At 61.8% G+C, this 20614-nt stretch carries 23 protein-coding genes and 2 pseudogenes; 12 read left to right on the top strand and 13 right to left on the bottom strand.

What is annotated here, in order from left to right; all coding sequences use genetic code 11:
* Nucleotides 1–6: 6 nt before the first annotated feature.
* Both cobS and QNJ43_RS22920 read right to left on the bottom strand, forming a co-directional pair.
* The gene (gene cobS / locus QNJ43_RS22925; protein WP_300473490.1) at nucleotides 7–993 is read right to left on the bottom strand and encodes a cobaltochelatase subunit CobS; all 987 of its coding nucleotides are present in this window, start codon (nucleotides 991–993) and stop codon (nucleotides 7–9) included.
* Between the two features lie 85 nt (nucleotides 994–1078).
* On the bottom strand, nucleotides 1079–2026 hold the full coding sequence (locus QNJ43_RS22920; protein ID WP_300473488.1) for a DUF4405 domain-containing protein: 948 nt from the start codon (nucleotides 2024–2026) through the stop codon (nucleotides 1079–1081).
* Between the two features lie 240 nt (nucleotides 2027–2266).
* On the opposite strand from QNJ43_RS22920, the gene QNJ43_RS22915 reads away from it, so the two are divergent.
* The 3 genes and pseudogenes from QNJ43_RS22915 (at nucleotide 2267) to QNJ43_RS22905 (ending at nucleotide 5073) form a co-directional block, all read left to right on the top strand.
* Entirely contained in the window at nucleotides 2267–3907 is a 1641-nt protein-coding gene (locus QNJ43_RS22915) for a fumarate hydratase (RefSeq protein ID WP_300473485.1), read from the top strand.
* Nucleotides 3900–4253, top strand: coding sequence for a DUF2332 family protein (locus QNJ43_RS22910; protein WP_300473483.1), 354 nt, complete (start codon nucleotides 3900–3902; stop codon nucleotides 4251–4253). The genes QNJ43_RS22915 and QNJ43_RS22910 overlap by 8 nt, the downstream gene beginning before the upstream one ends.
* Nucleotides 4254–4293: 40 nt before the next feature.
* Nucleotides 4294–5073 (top strand): annotated as a pseudogene (locus tag QNJ43_RS22905) (DUF2332 domain-containing protein).
* A 228-nt stretch (nucleotides 5074–5301) separates the two neighbouring features.
* Here the strand turns inward: QNJ43_RS22905 and QNJ43_RS22900 are convergent.
* The 5 genes from QNJ43_RS22900 to QNJ43_RS22880 all read right to left on the bottom strand — a co-directional run bounded on the left by QNJ43_RS22900 (nucleotide 5302) and on the right by QNJ43_RS22880 (nucleotide 7786).
* Nucleotides 5302–5715 (bottom strand): hypothetical protein, encoded by a 414-nt coding sequence (locus QNJ43_RS22900; RefSeq protein WP_300473480.1) that lies wholly within the window; start codon nucleotides 5713–5715, stop codon nucleotides 5302–5304.
* A 111-nt stretch (nucleotides 5716–5826) separates the two neighbouring features.
* Nucleotides 5827–6279, bottom strand: coding sequence for an NAD-dependent epimerase/dehydratase family protein (locus tag QNJ43_RS22895; protein WP_300473478.1), 453 nt, complete (start codon nucleotides 6277–6279; stop codon nucleotides 5827–5829).
* Nucleotides 6276–6482 (bottom strand): hypothetical protein, encoded by a 207-nt coding sequence (locus tag QNJ43_RS22890; protein WP_300473476.1) that lies wholly within the window; start codon nucleotides 6480–6482, stop codon nucleotides 6276–6278. The genes QNJ43_RS22895 and QNJ43_RS22890 overlap by 4 nt, the downstream gene beginning before the upstream one ends.
* 124 nt (nucleotides 6483–6606) lie before the next feature.
* Nucleotides 6607–7575 carry a site-specific tyrosine recombinase XerD gene (locus tag QNJ43_RS22885; protein WP_300473473.1) on the bottom strand — a complete coding sequence of 323 codons (969 nt, stop codon included), beginning with the start codon at nucleotides 7573–7575 and terminating at the stop codon, nucleotides 6607–6609.
* Between the two features lie 58 nt (nucleotides 7576–7633).
* A complete protein-coding gene (locus QNJ43_RS22880; protein WP_300473470.1) occupies nucleotides 7634–7786 on the bottom strand; it encodes a hypothetical protein in 153 nt (50 codons plus the stop codon).
* Between the two features lie 391 nt (nucleotides 7787–8177).
* Between QNJ43_RS22880 and QNJ43_RS22875 the strand changes: the two genes are divergently transcribed.
* From QNJ43_RS22875 to QNJ43_RS22865, 3 genes are read left to right on the top strand one after another with little or no spacing between them, the layout of a single operon-like run.
* The gene (locus QNJ43_RS22875) at nucleotides 8178–8741 is read left to right on the top strand and encodes a shikimate kinase (protein ID WP_300473812.1); all 564 of its coding nucleotides are present in this window, start codon (nucleotides 8178–8180) and stop codon (nucleotides 8739–8741) included.
* A 19-nt stretch (nucleotides 8742–8760) separates the two neighbouring features.
* Complete coding sequence (aroB, locus tag QNJ43_RS22870) at nucleotides 8761–9918, top strand: 3-dehydroquinate synthase (protein ID WP_300473468.1); 1158 nt, start codon at nucleotides 8761–8763, stop codon at nucleotides 9916–9918.
* Entirely contained in the window at nucleotides 9918–11243 is a 1326-nt protein-coding gene (locus QNJ43_RS22865) for an HlyC/CorC family transporter (RefSeq protein WP_300473466.1), read from the top strand. The genes aroB and QNJ43_RS22865 overlap by 1 nt, the downstream gene beginning before the upstream one ends.
* Nucleotides 11244–11466: 223 nt before the next feature.
* Here QNJ43_RS22865 and QNJ43_RS22860 read toward each other — a convergent pair whose 3' ends face one another.
* Nucleotides 11467–11727: a BolA family protein gene (locus QNJ43_RS22860; RefSeq protein WP_300473464.1), complete on the bottom strand. Its 261-nt coding sequence runs from the start codon at nucleotides 11725–11727 to the stop codon at nucleotides 11467–11469.
* A gap of 150 nt (nucleotides 11728–11877) precedes the next feature.
* Between QNJ43_RS22860 and QNJ43_RS22855 the strand changes: the two genes are divergently transcribed.
* Nucleotides 11878–12483, top strand: a complete 606-nt coding sequence (locus QNJ43_RS22855; protein WP_300473461.1) for a J domain-containing protein — start codon at nucleotides 11878–11880, stop codon at nucleotides 12481–12483.
* A 204-nt stretch (nucleotides 12484–12687) separates the two neighbouring features.
* On the opposite strand, the gene QNJ43_RS22850 is transcribed toward QNJ43_RS22855, so the two are convergent.
* From QNJ43_RS22850 to QNJ43_RS22835, 4 genes are all read right to left on the bottom strand, one after another.
* Nucleotides 12688–13077 carry a YceI family protein gene (locus QNJ43_RS22850; RefSeq protein WP_300473810.1) on the bottom strand — a complete coding sequence of 130 codons (390 nt, stop codon included), beginning with the start codon at nucleotides 13075–13077 and terminating at the stop codon, nucleotides 12688–12690.
* A 24-nt stretch (nucleotides 13078–13101) separates the two neighbouring features.
* Nucleotides 13102–13281: a hypothetical protein gene (locus tag QNJ43_RS22845; protein WP_300473458.1), complete on the bottom strand. Its 180-nt coding sequence runs from the start codon at nucleotides 13279–13281 to the stop codon at nucleotides 13102–13104.
* A gap of 51 nt (nucleotides 13282–13332) precedes the next feature.
* Nucleotides 13333–13911, bottom strand: coding sequence for a cytochrome b (locus QNJ43_RS22840; protein ID WP_300473455.1), 579 nt, complete (start codon nucleotides 13909–13911; stop codon nucleotides 13333–13335).
* Nucleotides 13912–14022: 111 nt separating this feature from the next.
* On the bottom strand, nucleotides 14023–14565 hold the full coding sequence (locus QNJ43_RS22835; protein ID WP_300473452.1) for a YceI family protein: 543 nt from the start codon (nucleotides 14563–14565) through the stop codon (nucleotides 14023–14025).
* A gap of 379 nt (nucleotides 14566–14944) precedes the next feature.
* Between QNJ43_RS22835 and QNJ43_RS22830 the strand changes: the two are divergent.
* Nucleotides 14945–15335 (top strand): annotated as a pseudogene (locus QNJ43_RS22830) (carboxymuconolactone decarboxylase family protein).
* A gap of 35 nt (nucleotides 15336–15370) precedes the next feature.
* A complete protein-coding gene (locus tag QNJ43_RS22825; protein ID WP_300473451.1) occupies nucleotides 15371–16000 on the top strand; it encodes a glutathione S-transferase N-terminal domain-containing protein in 630 nt (209 codons plus the stop codon).
* A 241-nt stretch (nucleotides 16001–16241) separates the two neighbouring features.
* Here QNJ43_RS22825 and QNJ43_RS22820 read toward each other — a convergent pair whose 3' ends face one another.
* The gene (locus QNJ43_RS22820; RefSeq protein WP_300473449.1) at nucleotides 16242–18326 is read right to left on the bottom strand and encodes a S9 family peptidase; all 2085 of its coding nucleotides are present in this window, start codon (nucleotides 18324–18326) and stop codon (nucleotides 16242–16244) included.
* A 276-nt stretch (nucleotides 18327–18602) separates the two neighbouring features.
* Between QNJ43_RS22820 and QNJ43_RS22815 the strand changes: the two genes are divergently transcribed.
* Genes QNJ43_RS22815 through QNJ43_RS22805 form a run of 3 tightly spaced genes read left to right on the top strand, consistent with a single transcriptional unit; the run spans nucleotide 18603 to nucleotide 20006 of the window.
* Complete coding sequence (locus QNJ43_RS22815) at nucleotides 18603–19031, top strand: hypothetical protein (protein WP_300473446.1); 429 nt, start codon at nucleotides 18603–18605, stop codon at nucleotides 19029–19031.
* On the top strand, nucleotides 19024–19776 hold the full coding sequence (locus QNJ43_RS22810; RefSeq protein WP_300473444.1) for a HAMP domain-containing protein: 753 nt from the start codon (nucleotides 19024–19026) through the stop codon (nucleotides 19774–19776). The genes QNJ43_RS22815 and QNJ43_RS22810 overlap by 8 nt, the downstream gene beginning before the upstream one ends.
* A complete protein-coding gene (locus tag QNJ43_RS22805) occupies nucleotides 19662–20006 on the top strand; it encodes a GGDEF domain-containing protein (protein ID WP_300473441.1) in 345 nt (114 codons plus the stop codon). Before QNJ43_RS22810 ends, QNJ43_RS22805 begins: the two co-directional genes overlap by 115 nt.
* Nucleotides 20007–20614 lie beyond the last annotated feature (608 nt).

The following is a 20614-nucleotide window of genomic DNA, read 5'->3' as shown; positions in this document are numbered from 1 at the left end:
CAGCGCTTAGCTCAGTACCACGTTGGCCGAGGATGAAGGCAGTTCAACGCCAAAGCAGCGCTGGTAGAACTCCGCCACGACGGAATGCTCCATCTCGTCACACTTGTTGAGGAAGGTGATGACGAAGGCGTAGCCGAGATCGCCGAAGATTTCCGCGTTCTCCGCCCAGGTGATGACGGTGCGCGGGCTCATCACGGTCGACAGGTTGCCGTTGACGAAGGCGTTGCGGGTCATGTCAGCCATGCGCACCATCTTGGAGACGGTCTCGCGGCCTTCCTCGTTCTGGAAGTGCTTGGCCTTGGCCAGAACGATGTTCACCTCGTTGTCGTGCGGCAGATAGTTCAGCGTGGCAACGATCGACCAGCGATCCATCTGGGCCTGGTTGATCTGCTGGGTGCCGTGATAGAGGCCGGAGGTGTCGCCGAGGCCAACCGTGTTGGCCGTGGCAAACAGCCGGAAGGCCGGGTGTGGACGGATAACGCGCGACTGGTCGAGCAGCGTCAGGCGGCCGGACGATTCCAGCACGCGTTGGATGACGAACATCACGTCGAGACGCCCCGCATCATATTCGTCGAAGACCAGTGCGACGTTGTTCTGATAGGCCCAGGGAAGGATGCCGTCGCGGAACTCGGTGACCTGCTGGCCGTTGCGCACGACGATGGCATCCTTGCCGATCAGGTCGATACGCGAGATGTGGCTGTCCAGGTTGACGCGCACACACGGCCAATTGAGCCGAGCGGCGACCTGTTCGATATGGGTCGACTTGCCGGTGCCGTGATACCCGGTGACCATCACGCGGCGGTTGCGCGCAAATCCCGCAAGGATCGCGAGCGTCGTCGCACGGTCGAACAGGTAGTCGGGATCAATTTCCGGAACATGTTCGCTCGTCTTGGAATAGGCGGAAACTTCCAGATTGCTTTCGATTCCGAAGATCTGGCGAACCGAGATTTTCATGTCTGGCATTTCGGCGCTAGTCGTCGTCTCGTCCGTCATCGGCCCTCCACATGCCCGCCGATTGCGGGCTGGGGTCAAATCCATTGTTTGGGGCTCTCGTCCGGCGCGGGTGGGAAAAATGCGCTTACCGGGCTCGAGCGCCGTCAGGCCGGTCGCCCCGTCGGCGCTTCCCCCTGCCGAAGGAAGCCGCCCATTCTGGGAACCGGCACGCTCTCGCCCGAATTCGAGGGCGGCGTTCGAGCCAAGTTAGGGCATGATCCGGAAAAGTTCCAGAGCCGGTGTGCGGTGCCACAACAGTTTTCGTCGGCACCTCGCAGAACCTTCCGCAGGGATGGGGTGCGAGTGTGGCAGATGATAACAGGCGACGGCCGCGCAAGGCCCGTAACACGGCGCATTTGACTGCGTCTTCGCACGGCCCGAAGCTGTTCGGCGCCGCTTTCCGCACTCTGTCAAACACGATGATGAGCCGGCAATAAAAATCCCGGCTCGGACTGGCCGAACCGGGATTTTCTTGAAAATCGGTGCCGTGAGGTGCGATCGGATTCGCTTCCCTCACAGGGATCCGAGCGTGCGGGCCATGTCGAAACGCGACTTGCCGCTCGCCTTGACCACATCGCCCGAGCGTCGTATCGGTGGAGACGGCCGTGTAGCCCCCTGCGCCTTCAGCGCTCGTGTAGCCCTGCGCCTTCAGCGCTTCGGCCAGGCTGTCGCCGGTCAGACCAAAGATCGGGGCGACCGTTTCGATCGGGCTCTGCTGGATCTTGCCGAGGACGGCGATCATCGGATTTCCGCTGCTCTCGTTGCCGCTCGGCGCCATGAAGGTGACGGCCGCGACCCGCGACAGGCCCAGCGCGATGGCCATGCCCGGACGCTTGAAATAGCTCTGGAGGGGGCGCCAGTTCTTCCACAGATGCAGGACGAAGGGCACGATTAGCACCATCGACAGCCATTCGTGCATGGAGTGGAACAGGCCTTGTCCCACATGGAAGAACAGGGTGATGCCCGAGATCAGGGAGACGAGAAACAGGCCTGTTGTGAAGGGCGTAGCATAACGCGACAGAAACGCGGGCATGGGAGATCTCTTGTTGCTGGCTGGCCTTTTTCCGATCGGCCACTTGCAGATGGTTACGTGCATCCGGCGGAACCGTCCCCTCAACGGCCTGCCTGACGATCTCCTACGCGCGCTACGCTGAACCCAATCTGAACGGGGATAGCGGTCCCGACCTGACGTTGCGCTTTCTCTTGGCCTCTCGCGTCATTGCGCGTAAAACGCGGCTCACCGATCTTCGCGCAATTGGGAGAGAGACGCGACATGACCGTCCAGCCGACGACGCCCCCCGCCTATACCCACACCTCACTGATGCCGCTCGGGGCCGATACCACGCCCTATCGCAAGCTCACCTCTGACCATGTCTCCGTCGATACGTTTCGCGGAGAAGAGGTCGTGGTGGTGGAGCGCGAAGGTCTCAGGCTTCTGGCGGAGGAGGCGTTCAAGAACATCAACCATTACCTGCGCCCAGGCCATCTGGAGCAATTGGCCAAGATCCTCGACGACCCGGAAGCTACCGACAACGACAAGTTCGTCGCCTACGATCTACTGAAGAACGCCAACATTTCCTCCGCCGGCGTGTTGCCCATGTGCCAGGACACCGGCACCGCCATCATCATGGGCAAGAAGGGGCGACGCATCTGGACCGACGGCAGCGACGAGGCGGCATTGGGGGAGGGCGCGCGCGATGCCTACTTCCACAAGAACCTGCGCTATTCGCAGCTCGCCCCGCTGTCGATGTTCGAAGAGAAGAACACCGCCAACAACATGCCCGCGCAGATCGAGCTCTATGCGGAGGGCGATGACGCCTACAAGTTCCTGTTCATGGCCAAGGGCGGCGGCTCGGCCAACAAGACGTTCCTCTTCCAGGGCACGCCCGCGCTGCTGACCCACGACCGGATGATCGATTTCCTGAAGGAAAAGATTCTGACGATCGGCACCGCCGCCTGCCCGCCCTATCATCTGGCCATCGTCATTGGCGGCACCAGCGCGGAGCTGAACCTCAAGACGGTGAAGCTCGCCTCGGCCCGCTATCTCGACAACCTGCCCGAACAGGGCTCGATGCTCGGCCACGCCTTCCGCGACCGTGCGATGGAAGCCGAGATCCACAAGCTGACCCAGGCCTCCGGCGTCGGCGCTCAGTTCGGCGGCAAGTATTTCTGCCACGATGTGCGTGTGATCCGCCTGCCGCGCCACGGCGCCTCGCTGCCGATCGGTCTTGGTGTGTCCTGCTCGGCCGACCGGCAGGCGACCGGCAAAATCACCAAGGATAGCATTTTCCTCGAACAGCTCGAGATGCATCCCGAGAAATATATGCCGGAGGTGACCGACGATCACCTGTCCGACAACGTGGTGAAGGTCGATCTCACCCGTCCCATGTCGGAAATCCTCGGCGAACTGACCAAGCACCCGATCAAGACGCGGCTGTCGCTCTCCGGCCCGCTGATCGTGGCCCGCGATGCGGCGCACGCCAAGCTGCGCGAACGGCTGGAAAACGGCGAGCCGCTGCCCGACTACATCAAGAACCATCCCGTCTACTACGCCGGTCCGGCCAAGACGCCGGAAGGCATGCCGTCCGGCTCCTTCGGCCCGACCACGGCGGACCGCATGGACAGTTTCGTCGACCAGTTCCAGGCCGCGGGCGGCTCCATGGTGATGCTCGCCAAGGGCAACCGGCCGGCCCAGGTGCGCCGCGCCTGTCAGGCTCACGGCGGCTTCTATCTGGGTTCCATCGGTGGCCCGGCCGCGCGTCTCGCCCAGGATTGCATCAAGCATGTGGAGTGTCTGAAATATCCGGAACTCGGCATGGAAGCGGTTTGGAAGATCGAGGTCGAGGACTTCCCCGCCTTCATCGTCATCGACGACAAGGGCAACGACTTCTTCAAGGAACTCAACCTTGGGTGAGGTCCGTCCGACCTCGAACAGCGTCTGGCCGGAGAAGATCCGCGCCTCATTTGCCCGTCAGGCGGGCTTCTGTCGCGATCTCGGCTCGCCCTTCATGGGCGGGCTGATGGATATGCTTGCGCAAGAGGGGCTGCCCGAAGGCGCCTTGAGAACGCGGATCGCCGATTGGTTCGGCGATCCCTCGTTCAAGGGTGATGCGGTGCCGCTGCGCCTTGCAGGTGCTCTCCATCGTCTCGTTCTCGACGGTGTGGCGCGCGAGCTTGCCGCCTACTATCCGCCTCAGGCCGACGGTTTCGATGCCGACCGCCTGCGCCCCGCATTGGTGGCGGCGGTGAAGCGCCGGTGAAATAGCATGAGCGGTTCCTGTGTGAGACTATCTCGACCGCCTGCCGCAGATCAACGAGGTGCGCCGATCCTCGATGGTGATGGCCGGGTTGATGGAGGTCACGGCGGCGATCGCCTTGCCGTTGAGCCTTCTGGAGATCGGTTCCAGCGCCGGGCTCAATCTCTGCCCCGATCTCTATCGACACGAGATGAAGAACGTCGTTGCGGGCAACTCCGCCTTGCCGGTGACGCTTGCGCCCGAATGGCACGACCCGACGCCGCTTGCCGTCGTGCCGAGGATCGTCGCGCGGCGCGGCTGCGATCACAATCCGCTGGATCCGAATCGGGCGGACGATGTCCTGCGGCTGAAATCCTACACTTGGCCCGATCAGATCGACCGGATGGAGCGGCTGAACAAGGCGCTCGCGCTGGCAGGCGAGGCTTCGCTGGAGATCGAGAACGCGGATGCGCTCGACTAGCTGGAACGCCAGCTTGCTAGGCCCGAGCCGGGCCGGTGTCGCGTCATCTACCATTCCATCGTGCTGCAATACCTGCCGGATGCGGACCGGGAGCGGTTTGCCGAGATCGTCAGGCAGGCAGGCGAACGCGCGGGCAAGGCATCTCCGATCGCCTGGCTCGCCATCGAGGCCGACGGCAAATCACCGGGCTGCGCCGTGACGCTCACCTTGTGGCCGGGGAATGAGCACAGAACGCTTGCCCGCGCCGACTTTCCACGGGCGCTGGGTTCGGTGGGGAGAAGAGTAGGGGAATGGTGTCGTGGTGACTGCACGCTCGATGGTACTTCGAGCGGAGAGTGCGGAAGAGGCACTTTTTGCCCCTGACTGTCATCCCCGTGCAGGCGGGGATCCAGCACTTCGTGAGGCTGGTGTCCCTGCTCCGTGAGCGAAATCCTGTGGTTACTGGGTTCCCCGCCTGCGCGGGGATGACAATCGAGCCAGAGGCATTTTGCTGGGGCATACGCGGGGCTTGCCAGTGATGACCGTCACTGTGACGCTTGCCGGGACAAACGGCACCGCGTTCCGTCGGGCTTCTTAATCCTCCGCCCGCCCTCAGACGAATTCGCCAGTCGACTCCGCCTGCTGCCAGCGCCTCAGGGCCTCTTCGAGGTCCGTCTCGTACTCGTAACCCATATCGGGCAATACGGTCGGCACGATGTTGGTGGAGTTCACCAGCTTCATCACCCGCGCCTGGTTGATCGAGGTCTTCTTGCCCAGAAGGTTCAGCACCTCGAAGGCGAACCCGCCCATCATCATGAGCGGAAGCGGGATCACGTCGATCGGCGCCTTGAAGCCTGCGACCCGCTGGAAGGCATTGCAGATCTGTTCCGTCGTGTAGCGTTCGCGATAGGCGAAGTTGAACGTGATCTCGGTTTCTTCGCGCTCGAGCGCGAAATCGAACATGCGGATCAGCTCGCCCACATAACCGCAGGCCTTGATGGTGTCCTTGCGGCCCGGATAGATCATCCGACCTTTCTTCATTAGCCCCGCAAGCCGGGTGAAGTTGCCGCCCTCGCCGGGGCCGAAGGCGACCGCCGGGCGTGCGATCCGAAGCCGACGCGTCGTGTCCGCATGTGTCTAGGCGCGGTGGATCTCTTCCGCCTGATACTTGGAGCGGCCGTAAGCCGAATTGAGCTCCAGCGCGGAGTGCTCGTCCTTGGCGTCCTCGCAGGGGCCGTAAACGGAGATGGAGGAGGTGAATACCATCGTTTCGCAGCCCACAGCTCGCGCGTAGTCGCACACATGCGTGGCGCCCAGAACGTTGGTCCAGTAGTACTCCCAGTCCTCGTAACCCGGCGTGGTGTGAACGGCTGCGAGGTTGTAGATGATCGAGGCCGGACCGAACTTGTCCGCATCAATCGCCTCGCGCACGTCGCAGGTCCGGTACTCGACGCCGGCAACCAGACGCTTGGGATCGCGGATGTCGGCACACATGACATGCGCGTAGTCACCGCGCGCCACGAGGTGTCGAAGAAGGTGCGTACCGATAAAACCGGCTCCGCCGAAAACGATTGCGGTCGAGGAAGTCATGTGCGCCAGACAAGTCCTTTTGGAAATGTGATGTCCAAGCTAGCGCAAAACCGTTTCAATACTCTTGAGAAAACAGACAGGCGCAAGGCGGCGACGCCGCGTTCTCCGGTGATCCCGGGGCGGTAGCCTTGAGCGGTAAAATAATGGAATGGCAGCAAGGTTTTTGATTCTGTCCACCATGTATCCGCCAGAACGATTGTCATCCCCGCGTAGGCGGGGATCCAGTAACCCCATGATCTCGCCTTTGGATATAAAACCGGTGTCTCTGGAATTCTGGATCCCCGCCTTCGCGGGTATGACAATATTTTAGGGGCGAGGGACGTTTGCTCAAGACGCCGATTGTCTGCGTACCCTATACCTTGATCCCTTGCGCTTGGCCAGCGGATGATGCTCATCGACCAGCTTGCGCAACCGCTCGTCCAGAACGTGCGTGTAGATCTGCGTGGTGGAGATATCGGCGTGCCCCAGCAATTGCTGCACGATCCTCAGGTCGGCGCCGTTCTGCAAAAGGTGGCTGGCAAAGGCGTGACGCAGGACGTGCGGCGATACCTTGTTGGCCTGAATGCCGATGCCGACGGCCAGCGCCTTCAAGTCGCGCGCAAAGGCCTGACGGGTGAAATGACCGGTCTTGCCGAAGGAGGGAAAAAGCCACGGGCTGCCCGAATAGGCGCCCGCCGCATTCCTCAGTGTCGTGTATTCGCGCATTGCCGCGCTGGCGCGCTCTGACAGCGGCACCATGCGTTCGCGCCCGCCCTTGCCGCGCACGATGATCATCTTCGCGCCCGAGCGCGTCGCCCCGATCGGTAGGTTGACCAGTTCGGAAACGCGCAGGCCCGTAGCGTAGAAAAGCTCCAGCATCGTGTAGAGCCGGTGGGCGCGCAATTCGCGCGCGGTGCTCTGGCCGCTGATCGACGCGTTGAAGCGGGCCGCCTCGATCAGCCGGTCGACCTCCGCCTCGCTGAGCGTGCCGGGCAGGCTCTTACGCGATTTCGGCGCGGCGATCGGCCCGGTTGGATCGTCGCCTCGCATGTTTTCCGCGTAGAGAAACTTGTAGAATTGGCGAAGCGCCGACAGCCGTCGGGCCTGCGTGGTGGTGGCGAAACCGCGTCCGGTGAGATCGGAGAGATAGGCGGAGATGTCCTCGCTCAGCGCCTTTTTCGCATCCGTGCCGCGGGAAATCAGGAATTCCGAATAATCGTCGAGATCGCGCCGGTAGCTTTCCAGCGTGTTGAGTGCCGCCCCGCGCTCTACGGCCAGCATTTCCAGAAAGGTCTCGATCAGATGAGAGGCGCTCATTTCAGGCAATGGTCCTCAAGGCAATATGCAATCCCGCCGCAAGACGGGGCCATGCGCGTCAATGGTCCGCCTGGTCGATCTTGTCAGAAGGCAGCCGAATGGTGATCTCGTGAGGTGTTGGCTCGACCTTGTTGGCGAGCGCCCACACGGCGGCGTAGCCGAGCCCGCCAAGGACGAGAAGAACGAAAATGTAGCGTGTCAGTGTCGGCATGTATCACCGGTCATGCCGGTCCCGGCAAGGTTGGTCAAGTCGGTGTCTCGGCTTGCCGGGATGTCGGACGCGCCCCAATTCGGCGATCCTCCCTGCATCACCGGATACGGCGTATGTCCTTTTTTCCGACGAGTCGCCCGTTGTGACAAGTCCGCGTGACAAATCAGCCTGCGCACGCCTGCGATGCGTATGGCGCCCCGCGACGCTTGACAGAGCGCCACGCCGTAGGCTCAAAGCTAGGACGTTCTCCCTGGGAGGTGGCGGGAGAATGCAGCGCAAGGGTATCGAAGCGGTGACTGACAAGGAGGGTCGCCACGTGAGCGTGGCAGAGCCGGAAACAAACGATCGCAAGTCCAAAGAGGCGAAATCCGCGGGCGACGGGCACGCGGAGATGGCCGCTGCGCAGGATCTGCGCGCCCGGTTGGGCGAGCGCACGATCGTGCTCGTCGGCATGATGGGGGGCGGCAAGTCCAGCGTCGGCCGACAGCTCGCCGCCCGGCTGAAACTGCCTTTCGTCGATGCCGACACCGAGATTGAGCAGGCCGCCAACATGACCGTGGAGGAGATCTTCCACCGCCAAGGCGAGAGCTATTTCCGCGCCGGAGAACACCGCGTGATCGCGCGTTTGCTCGGTCAGGGGCCGCAGGTGCTGGCGACCGGCGGCGGCGCTTACATGAACGCTGATACCCGGCGCCTCATCGCGCAATCGGGCGTCTCGGTATGGCTGCGGGCCGATTTCGATACGCTGTTTGACCGCGTCAGCCGCCGCACGAACCGTCCGCTTCTGCAAAACCCGGATCCCGCAGGCGTCCTGCGTCGTCTTATGGAGCAGCGCGAGCCGGTTTATGCCGAAGTCGATATCTCCGTCGATTCGCGCAATGTTCCGCACGAACAGGTCGTGAGCGAGGTCGTGGTGGCGATGAATGCGCATCTGCGCGAAAACGATGATCGCTAATCAGCAACAAGGTGGCGCCATGAGCGAAGGTTCGATTGCAGCAGACGGCGTGATCGATACGCAGACATGCCGGACCGTGCGCGTCGATCTTGGTGAGCGCAGCTATGACATCGTCATTGGCGACGGTCTGATCGCGGAATCGGGCGCGCGCATCGCCGCGCTCTTCCCCGGCTCCCGCGTCGCCATCGTCATCGACGAGACGGTGGCGAAACACCATCTGCCCGCCTTCGAGGCCTCGCTGGAGGCGGTGGGCCTCGAGCACGAGACCTTCACCGTCAAGCCGGGCGAGGGCTCCAAGTCGTTTCCCGTCTTTCAGGATCTGTGCGACCGGCTGCTTGCCGCCCGCTTTGAGCGCGGTGATGTGGTGGCCGCGCTCGGCGGTGGCGTGATCGGCGATCTGGCGGGCTTCGTGGCCGGTGTCGTGCGCCGTGGCATGCCCTTCGTGCAGGTGCCCACCACGCTGCTGGCCCAGGTTGACAGCTCTGTTGGCGGCAAGACCAGCATCAACACCCGCCACGGCAAGAACCTGATCGGCATCTTCAACCAACCCGCCTTGGTGCTGGCCGATACCAAGGTGCTCGACACGCTTACCCCGCGCGATTTCCGCGCCGGATATGCTGAGATCGCCAAATACGGGCTGCTCGACGATCCTGACTTCTTCGCCTGGCTGGAGGAAAACTGGTCGGGCATTTTCGAAGGCGGCCCGGCGCGCATCAAGGCCGTTGCCCATTCGTGCGAGGCCAAGGCCCGTGTGGTGGCGATGGACGAGCGCGAAGACGGGGTACGCGCCCTTCTCAATCTCGGTCACACCTTCGGTCATGCGCTGGAGCGCGGCGTGGGCTATGACGGCGCGCTGCTGGTGCACGGCGAGGGAGTTGCCATCGGCACGGTACTGGCGCACCGTTTCTCCGCCGAACAAGGCCTGTGCTCTGAAGCCGATGCGGAACGTGTGGAGCAACATCTGGCAAAGGTCGGCCTGCCCACCCATATGTCGGACATCCCGGGTCAACTGCCCGGGATTCCCGAATTGATGCGCTATATTGCGCAGGACAAGAAGGTTTCGCGCGGCGCGCTCACGTTTATCCTCACACGCGGCATCGGTCGATCCTTCATCGAAAAGGACGTGGACCGGGATGCGGTGGAAGGATTTCTTGAGCGAAGCGGCGACAAAGCGTGATGCTTGACAGGTTGGACGGCGTGCTGGACGTGATCCCGGGGCTCGGCAGCGAGTTCTGGATAACCGTTGTCGCGATTCTGGTGCTTCTGGTGTTCTCCGCGTTCTTCTCCGGCTCGGAGACAGCGCTCACCGCCGTCTCGCGGGCACGCATCCACCAGATGGAGAAGTCGGGGGATAAGCGTGCGGGCATCGTCGCCAAGCTGATCTTCTCGCGCGAGCGGCTGATCGGCGCGCTGCTGCTCGGCAACAACCTCGTCAACATCCTGGCCTCCTCGCTGGCCACGTCGCTGTTCCTGTCGATCGGCGACGGCGGCGTCGCCTACGCGACGCTGGTGATGACGCTTCTGGTGCTGATCTTCTCCGAAGTTCTGCCGAAGACCTGGGCGATCGGCGAGCCTGACCGTTTCGCGCTTGCTGTCTCGCCGATGGTGCGGTTCTGCGTGGCGGTGTTCGGTCCGCCCATTGCGGCCATCGAGATCTTCGTGCGCAAGCTTCTCAGCATGTTCGGCGTGTCGGTGGAGGAGGGCGCGGACGTGCTGTCGGCGCGCGACGAGCTGCGCGGCGCGGTCGACCTGCAGCATCTGGAGGGCGGTCTCGTCAAGGCGGATCGCGACCGGTTGGGCGGTCTGCTGGATCTGGCGGATCTGGAAGTCTCCGACGTCATGATCCACCGCACCAACATGCAGACGCTGAACGCCGACGACAGTTCTGCCGAACTGGTCGATCAGGTTCTGGCGAGCCCCTATACCCGCCTGCCGCTGTGGCGCGAGAGCCCGGACAACATCATCGGCATCGTCCACGCCAAGGACGTTCTGCGCGCGGTGCGCGAGGTGGACGGCGATCTCTCGCAGGTGGACATGAAGCAGATCTCCACCCCGCCGTGGTTCGTGCCCAACACGACCACGCTGCAGGACCAGCTCAATGCTTTCCTGAAGCGCAAGTTCCATTTCGCCATCGTAGTCGACGAGTACGGCGAGGTGATGGGGCTGATGACGCTGGAAGACATTCTGGAGGAGATCGTCGGCGACATTTCCGACGAGCACGACGTGGTCGTCCAGGGCGTGCGCCCGCAGCACGACGGATCGGTCGTGGTGGATGGGGCCGTCCCAATTCGCGACCTCAATCGCGCGTTCGACTGGGAGTTGCCGGACGAGGAGGCCACGACGATTGCGGGCCTCGTCATCCACGAGGCACGCATGATCCCGGAGGAGCGTCAGGCCTTCACCTTCTACGGCTTTCGCTTCACGGTGCTGCACAAGGAGAAGAACCGCATCATCCGGCTCAAGCTGTTGCCGCTGGCCAACGTGGCGAAGACGGGGGAGTAGGCGGGAGGCTGCCTGCCGTGGGACGTTGTCCGTCCCGGCCAATCTCTCCACCGTCATTGCCCGGCGAAGTTCGGGCAATTCGGCGGGCAGCGTCACGCCCGCAGAGTGCTGGATCTCCCGGACGAAGCCGGGGGATGACGAACGAGAGAAATGGGGCCCGGAGGGGTAGCCATCCGCCCTGGTTTCTCCCCGGTTTTTGCACCGCGGACAAAAAAGATGCGCGCTACTCGGCTCGGGCCTTGATCATGAGGGCGTGAACGCCATTATTGAGCTCCTCGGCCAACGCTTCGTTGACCATCCGGTGGGTTTCAATCCGGGACTTGCCGGCAAAGGCTTGCGACACCACCTCAGCTCTGAAATGTGTTTCTCCTCCTTCTTTCCAGCCCGCATGTCCGGCATGACGATCCGAAATGTCGATGACGGTGAGAGATGTGGGGGAAAAAGCCCTGGTGAGTTTTTCCTCGATTGTCGCCTTGGTTGTCATGGTTGATCCGTTGGTAACCCTGTCTGACTAGCCTGCCTCGATTGCCTGCGTCGGCGCGTGTGGATTCGGGGCGAACCGTTCCTATATAGCCTTCGATCGCGCGGGTGCCATGGTTGTCGGCCCTGTGTCACGGGATCATACTTGGACGCGATGAAACTCGATTCAAAGATCTTCGACAGCATCCGGATCAAGCCGGACAAGGAGCGTGCGCGCGCCGATGATGTGCCGCGCTGTCAGTGGGAAGGGTGTACGCGTCCCGGCACCCACAAGGCTCCGTGTGGACGTGGCGCGGAAGGCAAATACCTGCACTTCTGCATCGATCACGTGCGCCTCTACAACAAGAGCTACAACTATTTCGAAGGCATGGACGACACCCAGGTGCGCGCCTATCAGAAGGACGCCCTAACCGGCCATCGTCCGACCTGGAAGATGGGCACCAACAAGGGCCCAGACGAGCACAAGCCCTTCCGCCGCACCTGGAATGCGGATGCTCAGGATCCGTTTCAGTTTTTCGACGGGGAAGCCAAGGCCCACCGCGAGCCGCCGCGTCGGCGCAAGATCAAGGCGCTCGAAAAGCGCTCGCTGAACAAGCTCAATCTCGACGAGAGGGCGGATTCCACCGCCATCAAGGCGCGTTACAAGGAACTGGTGAAGCAGCTCCACCCGGACGCCAACGGCGGTGACCGCTCCACCGAAGAGCAGTTGCGCCAGATCATCCAGGCCTACAACATCCTGCGCCAGTCCGGTTTGTGCTGACTGACTTGTGCTGAGCCACTGAGGCGACGACGCCAGATGCGGCCGGGTCGTTGTGAGGGCCGGGCCTTTCATCCGCTAACACACCCGTCGTCATCCCCCGGCGAAGTACGGGGGATCCAACACTCTCCGCATATGCCGTTGGCTGCTGGATTGCCCGGACTGCGCCGGGCAATGACGGCTGGGAGTGAACGCAGTCCAGCTGCCTCAGCTCTTCTTCGCCACCAGATCGAACGCGACCTTGACCGTTCCGTCGAGCGTCTCTTCGTCGACGTCAGAACCGATCTTGTAGTCCTGGCGTTCCAGTGTGCTGCCGCCCTGGGCTTTCGCGGTGTCGCCGTCGACCTTGAGCGTGAAGGGCAGGGTCATCGGCATGGCGATGTCCTTGATGGTGAGCGTGCCCAAGGCGTCGTACGTACCCTCGCCGGTGGAGACGATCTCATCGGAGGTGAACGTGGCCGTCGGGAAGGACCCGGAGTTGAGCCACGCATAGCCCGTGAGCGTCTGACCCATCTGGCCGTCGTCGGTGGCCACGCTGCCCGTATCGATCGTTACCTTGATGGTGGCGGTTTCGGGGGCGGCGGGATCCATGTTGATCGCGGCATCCCATCATTTGCCGAACTAGCCGGTAATCACCTTCTTGCCCTGGCGCACCTTGAAGATGAGCTTGGAGACATCGTGGTCGACCGTCCATTCAGTGGCGTCAGCGGCATTGGCCGCGGTGGCGGTGAAAGCCGTGGCCGAAAGGGCCGGGACGGCGAGAGCGGCAAGCGCGGCGACGGCCGCGATCAGTTTGTTCATCGGGATCACTCCGGAAGGTCTTGAGGTGCGCGATATCTCAGGCGCGCGATGTTAGGTGCGCGCTGGGCGCGTGGAAATCATGCGGCGCAGCGTATCGTCGCGAGAGATTAGATGGTGCTTGAATGCGGCAGCGGCATAGAAGGCGGCCAGAGCAATCACCGCCCAGGCGAGAATTTCGTGCACGCCCTTCAAGGTTCCTTCCGCAGCCGCCTTGTCGCCAAGCGCTGCGGGCACCGGCAGATGCGGCACGTGCAGCACGCCGTAGAGCACCGTCGGGATCCCCCAGGGCGAGGCCGACACCATCAGCCAGCCGGAAAGCGGGATCGCGAATATCAGGAAATAGAGCGCTAAATGTCCGGCATGGGCGCCTGCACGCTCCCATCCGGGCATCACGTCGAGCAGGCGCGGGACCGGGTTGGCCAGACGCCACAACAGCCGCACCGCGACGAGCGCCAGAACGGTGAAGCCCAGCGACTTGTGCAACTGGTAGAGCGCGAAAGTGCCGGACTCGGTCTGCGGCAGGCCCGTCATGTAAAGGCCGAGGCCGAAGAGCGCCAGGATCAGCAGGACCATCGCCCAGTGAAAGACGATGGAGATGAGACCGTAGCCGTTGGGGGTATTGCGAAGCATCGCGAAACCTCTTGGGAAGTTCGCCGGGCCGGGACGACGGGCCGGGCAAGCGGCACGTCGTACGCGGGGAGGGCGCTCAGCCCGGCGCAAGCAGGCGTGTCAGGTCGACACTTACTGCTTCTGATCCAGTTCCATGTCGATGCGCAGCAGCGTCGTCGTGCCCACCAGGCCGATCGCCTTGACCTTGGCCATCGGGTTCTGGCCGACCTTCTTCACGGTGAAGTCGAGCGTGACTTCCTTGGTCTTGCCGTGCAGCGTCAGATCGCCGGTCACCGCGACGGTGTCGTCGCCGGTTTTCTTGAAGGTCTTGGAGACGAAGGTCGCCTTCGGGAACTTCTCGACATCGAAGAAGTCGGCCGTCTTCAGGTGCTCGGTGCGCGGATCACAGAAGGTGTCGAGGCTTCCCATGTTGATGGTGATCTTGGCCTTGGAGTTGGCCAGGTTGTCTTCATCTAGCACGATGTCGGCGTCGTAGTCGGAGAAGTGACCGTGAATGGTGGAGAAGCCGAGATGCTGGACGGAGAAGAAGATCGAGCTGTGGCTCTTGTCGACCGTGTAGGCGACAGGCTCGGCGGCGGCCAGACTGACGATGAGGCTGGCTGCAAGACCGGCGGTGGCAATACCGGTAATGGCGCGGGCGGCAAGGCGGACCATGATAACTCCTTCAGGTGGTTTGGCAGGCTTGGGCAGATTGCTGCGTTTCGTCATGGCGCATCCTCGATCCGGCGCGCACATGTTGCGGCGCGATGCATCTAGGAAGAGAGGCCGGGCAGCGTCCATTGGACGGACCGTTCACCGCCAGCGCACCAATGCGGGAATGTTTGCCGTGCGCTCGATTTTTTCTCATTTGCGACAATCACTTGTGCCGAACTCACACGCGCTTGAGAACGCGAGGGGAGAAGCCAACATTTTCGTGATCGGAGCGTGGGGGCGACTTCGTGAGGCATCGCTTGCCGGTTGACCGCAGCCGCCGCTGGCGTCAGGGTGCCGCTCCACCTTTTCATCCGTAAGATCAACAAGGAGGAATGTGTCCATGGACGAAGGCGAGCAGCATGATCTGGGGATGAAGACGCGGTGCACGGTGCTGGGCGATACCCATGTGGACCGGGCTGAGGCCAGTAAAACGGATTTTTCGTCGGATTTCCAAGATCTCATTACCCGCTATGCCTGGGGTGAGATCTGGACGCGAAAACGGTTCGATCACAAGACGCGATGGCTCCTGGTGCTGACGATGATGGTCGCTGGGACGCTGGGAAGAATTCGTCATGCATGTGCGCACAACTCTCTTCGAAGGCGAGCTGGAGCCGGAGGACATCAAGGAAATCCTCATGCAGAGTGCCATTTATTGCGGCGTTCCTGCCGCCAACACTGCTTTCAAGGAAGCCGCCCAGACGGTCGCCGAATACGAAAAGTCCAAGGGCTGAGCTCGACTTCGGCGCTGACAGGGGGGAGTAATCTCGTGATCGATCTGTATACCTGGATCACACCCAACGGGCGCAAGGTCTCTATCATGCTGGAAGAATGCGGCCTCGAATACGAGGCTTTCGCCGTCGACATCTTGAAGGGCGAACAGTTCCAGCCGCATTTCCTGAAAGTGTCGCCCAACGCCAAGATCCCGGCCATCGTGGATCGGGAAACCGGCATGTCCTTGATGGAGTCGGGCGCGATCCTGATGTATCTGGCGCGCAAGACGGGCCGGTTCATGCCCTGTGACGAGGCGGTCAAGTGGAGTGTCGTGGAATGGGTGATGTGGCAGATGGGCGGGTTCGGCCCGATGCTCGGCCAGACGCACCATTTCTTGCACTTCAATCCGGGCAAGTCGGATTATGCGGAAGAGCGTTTCGGCAAGGAGACCACGCGTCTTTACGGCGTGCTCGACCACCAGCTTTCGCAGCACGAATACGTGGCCGGGGACTATTCCGTCGCCGACATGGCGATCTGGCCGTGGGCCTCGCGTTTCGAGTGGCAGAACATCGACATGAACGAGTTCCCGTATGTGAAACGCTGGTACGAGACGGTCGCCGCCCACCCCGCGGTGCAGCGCGGCTACAACGTGCCCCGTGAAGTCGGCTCCGTGCCGATGCCGTGAGGCGCCGACAGGGGCGCGGTTAGCCCCCGTTACGGCCGACACTCTCCACCGTCATTGCCCTGCTTCGTCCGGGTAATTCAGCAGACAGCGGCATATGCTGAGGATGATGGATCTCCCGGACTTCGCCGGGGGATGACGACGGATGGATTGTGCGGAAGCCACGTAGCTTCGAGCGGCAGGCTCAGTCCGGAGTGAGGGAACTGGAAGCGAGACATTCGTCACACCTCCGTCGTCCGTTTCCTCAGGCCTTGCCCGCAATCTTCAGAGCGAAGGCCCAGTTGAAGGCGACTTCCTTCAGCCGGTCGAAGCGGCTCGATGCGCCGCCATGGCCCGCATCCATGTTGGTCTTCAAGAGGACCGGATTGTCGTCGGTCTTCTTTTCGCGCAGCTTCGCAACCCACTTGGCCGGTTCCCAATAGGTCACGCGCGGATCTGTGAGCCCGCCGACCGCCAGGATCGCCGGATAGGCCTGGCTCGTGACGTTGTCGATCGGCGAATAGGCGGCGATGTACTCATAGGCTGCCTTGTCCGCGATCGGGTTGCCCCATTCCGGCCATTCCGGCGGCGTCAGCGGCAGCGTGTCGTCGAGCATGGTGGTCAGTACGTCGACGAAGGGCACCTCCGCGATGATGCCGGAAAACAGATCCGGCGCCCGGTTGGCGACGACGCCCATCAGCATGCCGCCGGCCGATCCTCCATGCGCGATGATCTTGCCGCGTGAGGTGAACTTCTCCTTCGCCAGATGCTCGCCGGCGGCGATGAAGTCGGTGAAGGTGTTGAGTTTGTGCTCGCGCCGTCCGTTGGCGTACCAGGCAAAGCCCTTGTCCTTGCCGCCGCGAATATGCGCCACCGCATAGACGAAGCCGTGATCGACCAGCGACAGCACGTTGGTGGAAAAGCTCGCCGGAATGGAAATGCCGTAGGACCCGTAGCCGTAGAGCAGGCACGGCGCGGAGCCGTCGAGTGGCGTGTCCTTGGCATAGAGCAGGGTGACCGGTACCGTCTCGCCGTCCTGCGCCGTCGCCATCACCCGGCGGGTAACATAGGCGTCCGGATCGTGGCCAGAGGGCACTTCCTGTTCCTTGCGCAAGGTGCGCTCGAGCGTGTCCATGTCGTAGTCGTAGACCCGCGTCGGCGTCGTCATCGAGGAATAGGAGAAGCGCATGGTGGCAGTGTCGAACTCGTAGCCGCCGCTGGCTCCCAGCGAATAGGCTTCCTCGTCGAAGGCGATCGCGTGCTCGACGCCGTCCGCAAGGCGGCGGATGACGATGCGCGGCAGCGAATTCTCCTGCTCCAGCCGTATCATGTGGTTCTGGTAGACAGTCAGCGACAGGATCAGCCGCCTGGGTTTGTGGGGAACGAGATCCGACCAGTTCTCGCGTCCCGGCGCTGCGATCGGCGCGGTGACGATCTTGAAATCCTCCGCCTCGTCGGCGTTGGTGAGGATGTAAAGCGTGTCGTCGCGATGGTCGATGTCGTATTCCTCGCCCGTCTTGCGCGGGGCGACGAGCTTCGGTGCGCCGGTCGGCTGATCGGCGTCGATCAGCCGGACTTCGGCGGTCTCGTGATCGTGGATGTCGATGGCAATGTAGCGCCCCGACTGGGTCTTGCCGACGCCGACGAAGAAGCCGGGATCCTTCTCCTCGTAGATGCAGACGTCGTCCTCGCGCGGTGTGCCGACCGTGTGACGGAAGACCTTGCACGGACGGTGGTTGGCATCGAGCCAGACGTAGAACAGCGTCTTGCCGTCATTGGCCCAGACCGATCTGCCGCTCGTCTCCGGGATTTCGTCGGCAAGATTCTCGCCCGTCTCCGCGTCGCGGATCCTGAGTGTGAAGAATTCGGAGCCTGCCTCGTCGCACGACCAGGCGACGAGCTTGTGATCGGTGGAATGGTCGGCATCGGCCAGCCGGAAATAGGCCTTACCCTCGGCCAGCGCATTGGCGTCGAGCAATACGGTCTCCTCGCCACCCTCGCGCGGGGTGCGCACGATCTTGGGGTGCTGCGCGCCGGTCTCGTAGCGCGTCGCGTAGGCATAGGGGCCGTCGGGGGCGGGGACGGAAGAATCGTCCTGCTTGATGTGTCCCTTCAGCTCTTCGAAGAGCGTCTTCTGCAAGGCCTCGGTATCGGCCATCGCCGCATCCGTGTGGGCGTTCTCGGCCTCCAGATAGGCGCGAATATCCGCGTCCAGAACGGAAGGATCCCGCATCACCTCCTGCCAGTTGTCGGCGCTCAGCCAGGCGTAGTCATCGGTTTTGGTGATGCCGTGATGGGCGGCGGCGGCGGGGCGCTTGAGCGCGCGCGGGGGCGTCTGGGTCTTGGTCATGGATTGGGAGGTAATCCCGCCCGCAGGCAATAACAAGAGCCAACCTGCCGAAGCGGTCTGCGGACAGTTGGGGACAGGGTTAAGAAATTGGACCCCGTAGAAATCGCAAGGAGCCGGGGTTCATCGCGGCTTTGTGCGGAAAATGGACGGATCATGTACGTGGTATGTTCAATTTTATCATTCCATTTCAAGCGCCTTTAGAGAGGCAAGGCCTTATTGGCCCCCAAGTGGTCATATCGAGTCCGCAGGCTGGGATCCAAGGGGTAGTACCGCAAGATGACTGCAGGAAAACTGAGACGCAGCTTTGCTATTGCAGGTGCCGCCGTGGTGGTGCCGCTGCTCGTCGTCTTCCTGTCGAATTCGCTGTGGGGCTATCTCCCGCTCAGCCGGGACGTTGCCAAGGTGCCCTATTACGTGCACGCCACCAACGCCATGCGCGATCTTCAGGTGGCGGTGCTGCATTCCGCTCTCATCGTCCAGATGTGGTTCCTGTCGGAACACCGTGACGATCCGGAAAAGGCGCGCAATGAACTGGAAGAGTCCTTCGACAAGGTCCAGAGCAGTTTTGCTGTCGTCCGAAGGAAGGGCGGTCGGCGAATGGCCCTCGGTGCAGGAACAGACATATCGGGTCTATGCCCGATGGCTGGACGTCCGCGATCAGGCCCGCGCCCTTGCCGATGCCTCCTGTCGAACGAGGGTGGCTGACGCATCTGACGACGCATCGCCCGATACCGGCTTCCGCAACCTTTCCCTGCGCCTTGATCCGATAGAAGCCGTCCCCGGGGGCGCCCGCACCGCCGAGACCTTCGATACGGATGTCGCCGTTCTCAGTGCGCGCATCGAGGACATGATCTCCGCAGTCACGGACGACGTGAATGCCCGGCTGACGGCGGGGCGCCTCTCCAGCCAGCGCATCTACGGGCTGACGGTCGCCATCGGGCTGATGGTGATCCTGTTCATCATGTATGTGAACCTGCGCCTTGCCCGTTACGTGGTCGATCCTGTCAACGACATCGTGGGCTCGATCACCGAGTTTCGCCGCGGCGACTATTCCGCCCGTACCGGCGTGAAGCGGACCGACGAGATCGGCGCGCTCGCCAACGCCTTTAACGAAATGGCGGCCAATATCGAGCAGACCCACGCGCACCTGTCCTCGCTCACCGAGCGCGATCCTCTGACCGGCATGCTGAACCGGCGCAGCTTCGATCCGCGGTTCGACCTCCACCTGAAACAGGCGGAGGCGGCGCAGCGCGAGATGGCGGTCGTCATGGTCGATGTCGACCATTTCAAGAAGGTCATGACAGCTACGGCCATGCGGTCGGCGATCAGGTGCTGGTGGCTATCTCCGATACGATCCGCAACTGTCTGCGTGCGGGCGATTTCTCCGCTCGCCTGGGCGGCGAGGAATTCGTCGTCTGCCTGCCGGATGAGGGGTGCGAAACCGGGTTGACGGTCGTCGAACGCCTGCGCGAGGCGGTGGCCCGCATGCCCTTCGTCGACAATGACGGCAACGCCTTCTCGGTGACGATCAGCGCGGGCGTTGCGGTCTATCCCGAAAACGGGCGCTCGCAGAGCGAGATCCTGCAACGCGGCGACGAAGCGCTCTATCTGGCCAAGTCCAACGGCCGCAACCGCATCCAGCTCGCCTGCGCCAACGATATCTGGCGCAAGGTGGGATAAGGCCCGCTCAACTAAGTGATAGCACCTTGACGGGACGGTGGCACGCTGGGAGAGAACTGCATTGGTCTAAGAGAAGGGTTAGCGTTGCCAGACAAAGTTTTAAAGAGTGAAAAATTCCCTATTTGATTTATATTCATGGTGATGCCGTAAGGGAAATATTCGTTGCGATTGAACGAAAGGTGCTCCATTGCTCATTGTTTTTCTGGATCTTATCCAAGAATTTGCCTTGGCTGGATTGGTATTCAACGGAGTATGCTTGGGGTTGACGATATCTGGGAAGGGGAAACGGCGGGCGCAGAGATGTAAAATTATTAAAATATTAAGAAGTATTGATCATAGTAATTCTAAATTTGAACTGCAATTGGCATTTCGATTTTTTCGTATTATCACGACAAGTTAAAAAAAATTATATACTGAACCGATTATAATTCTTCTAGAATACAAAAAGAATGACAGTGTTGTTGATGGCACCGTAGAGCCGATGAGCCCTTGGTCCGGGCGTCTATATAGATGGTTCGCTATTAATGCGTCTTTACTATTCTTGGTAGTAAGTGTAATAATAGTTAATAAATTTATGGTTTTATTTATAATATTTCTTTATGTAACTG

The sequence above is a fragment of the Breoghania sp. genome, from assembly GCF_030066895.1.
In the GTDB taxonomy this organism is placed as follows: Bacteria; Pseudomonadota; Alphaproteobacteria; order Rhizobiales; family Stappiaceae; genus Breoghania.
This window is presented reverse-complemented; position numbering and strand designations above follow the sequence as displayed.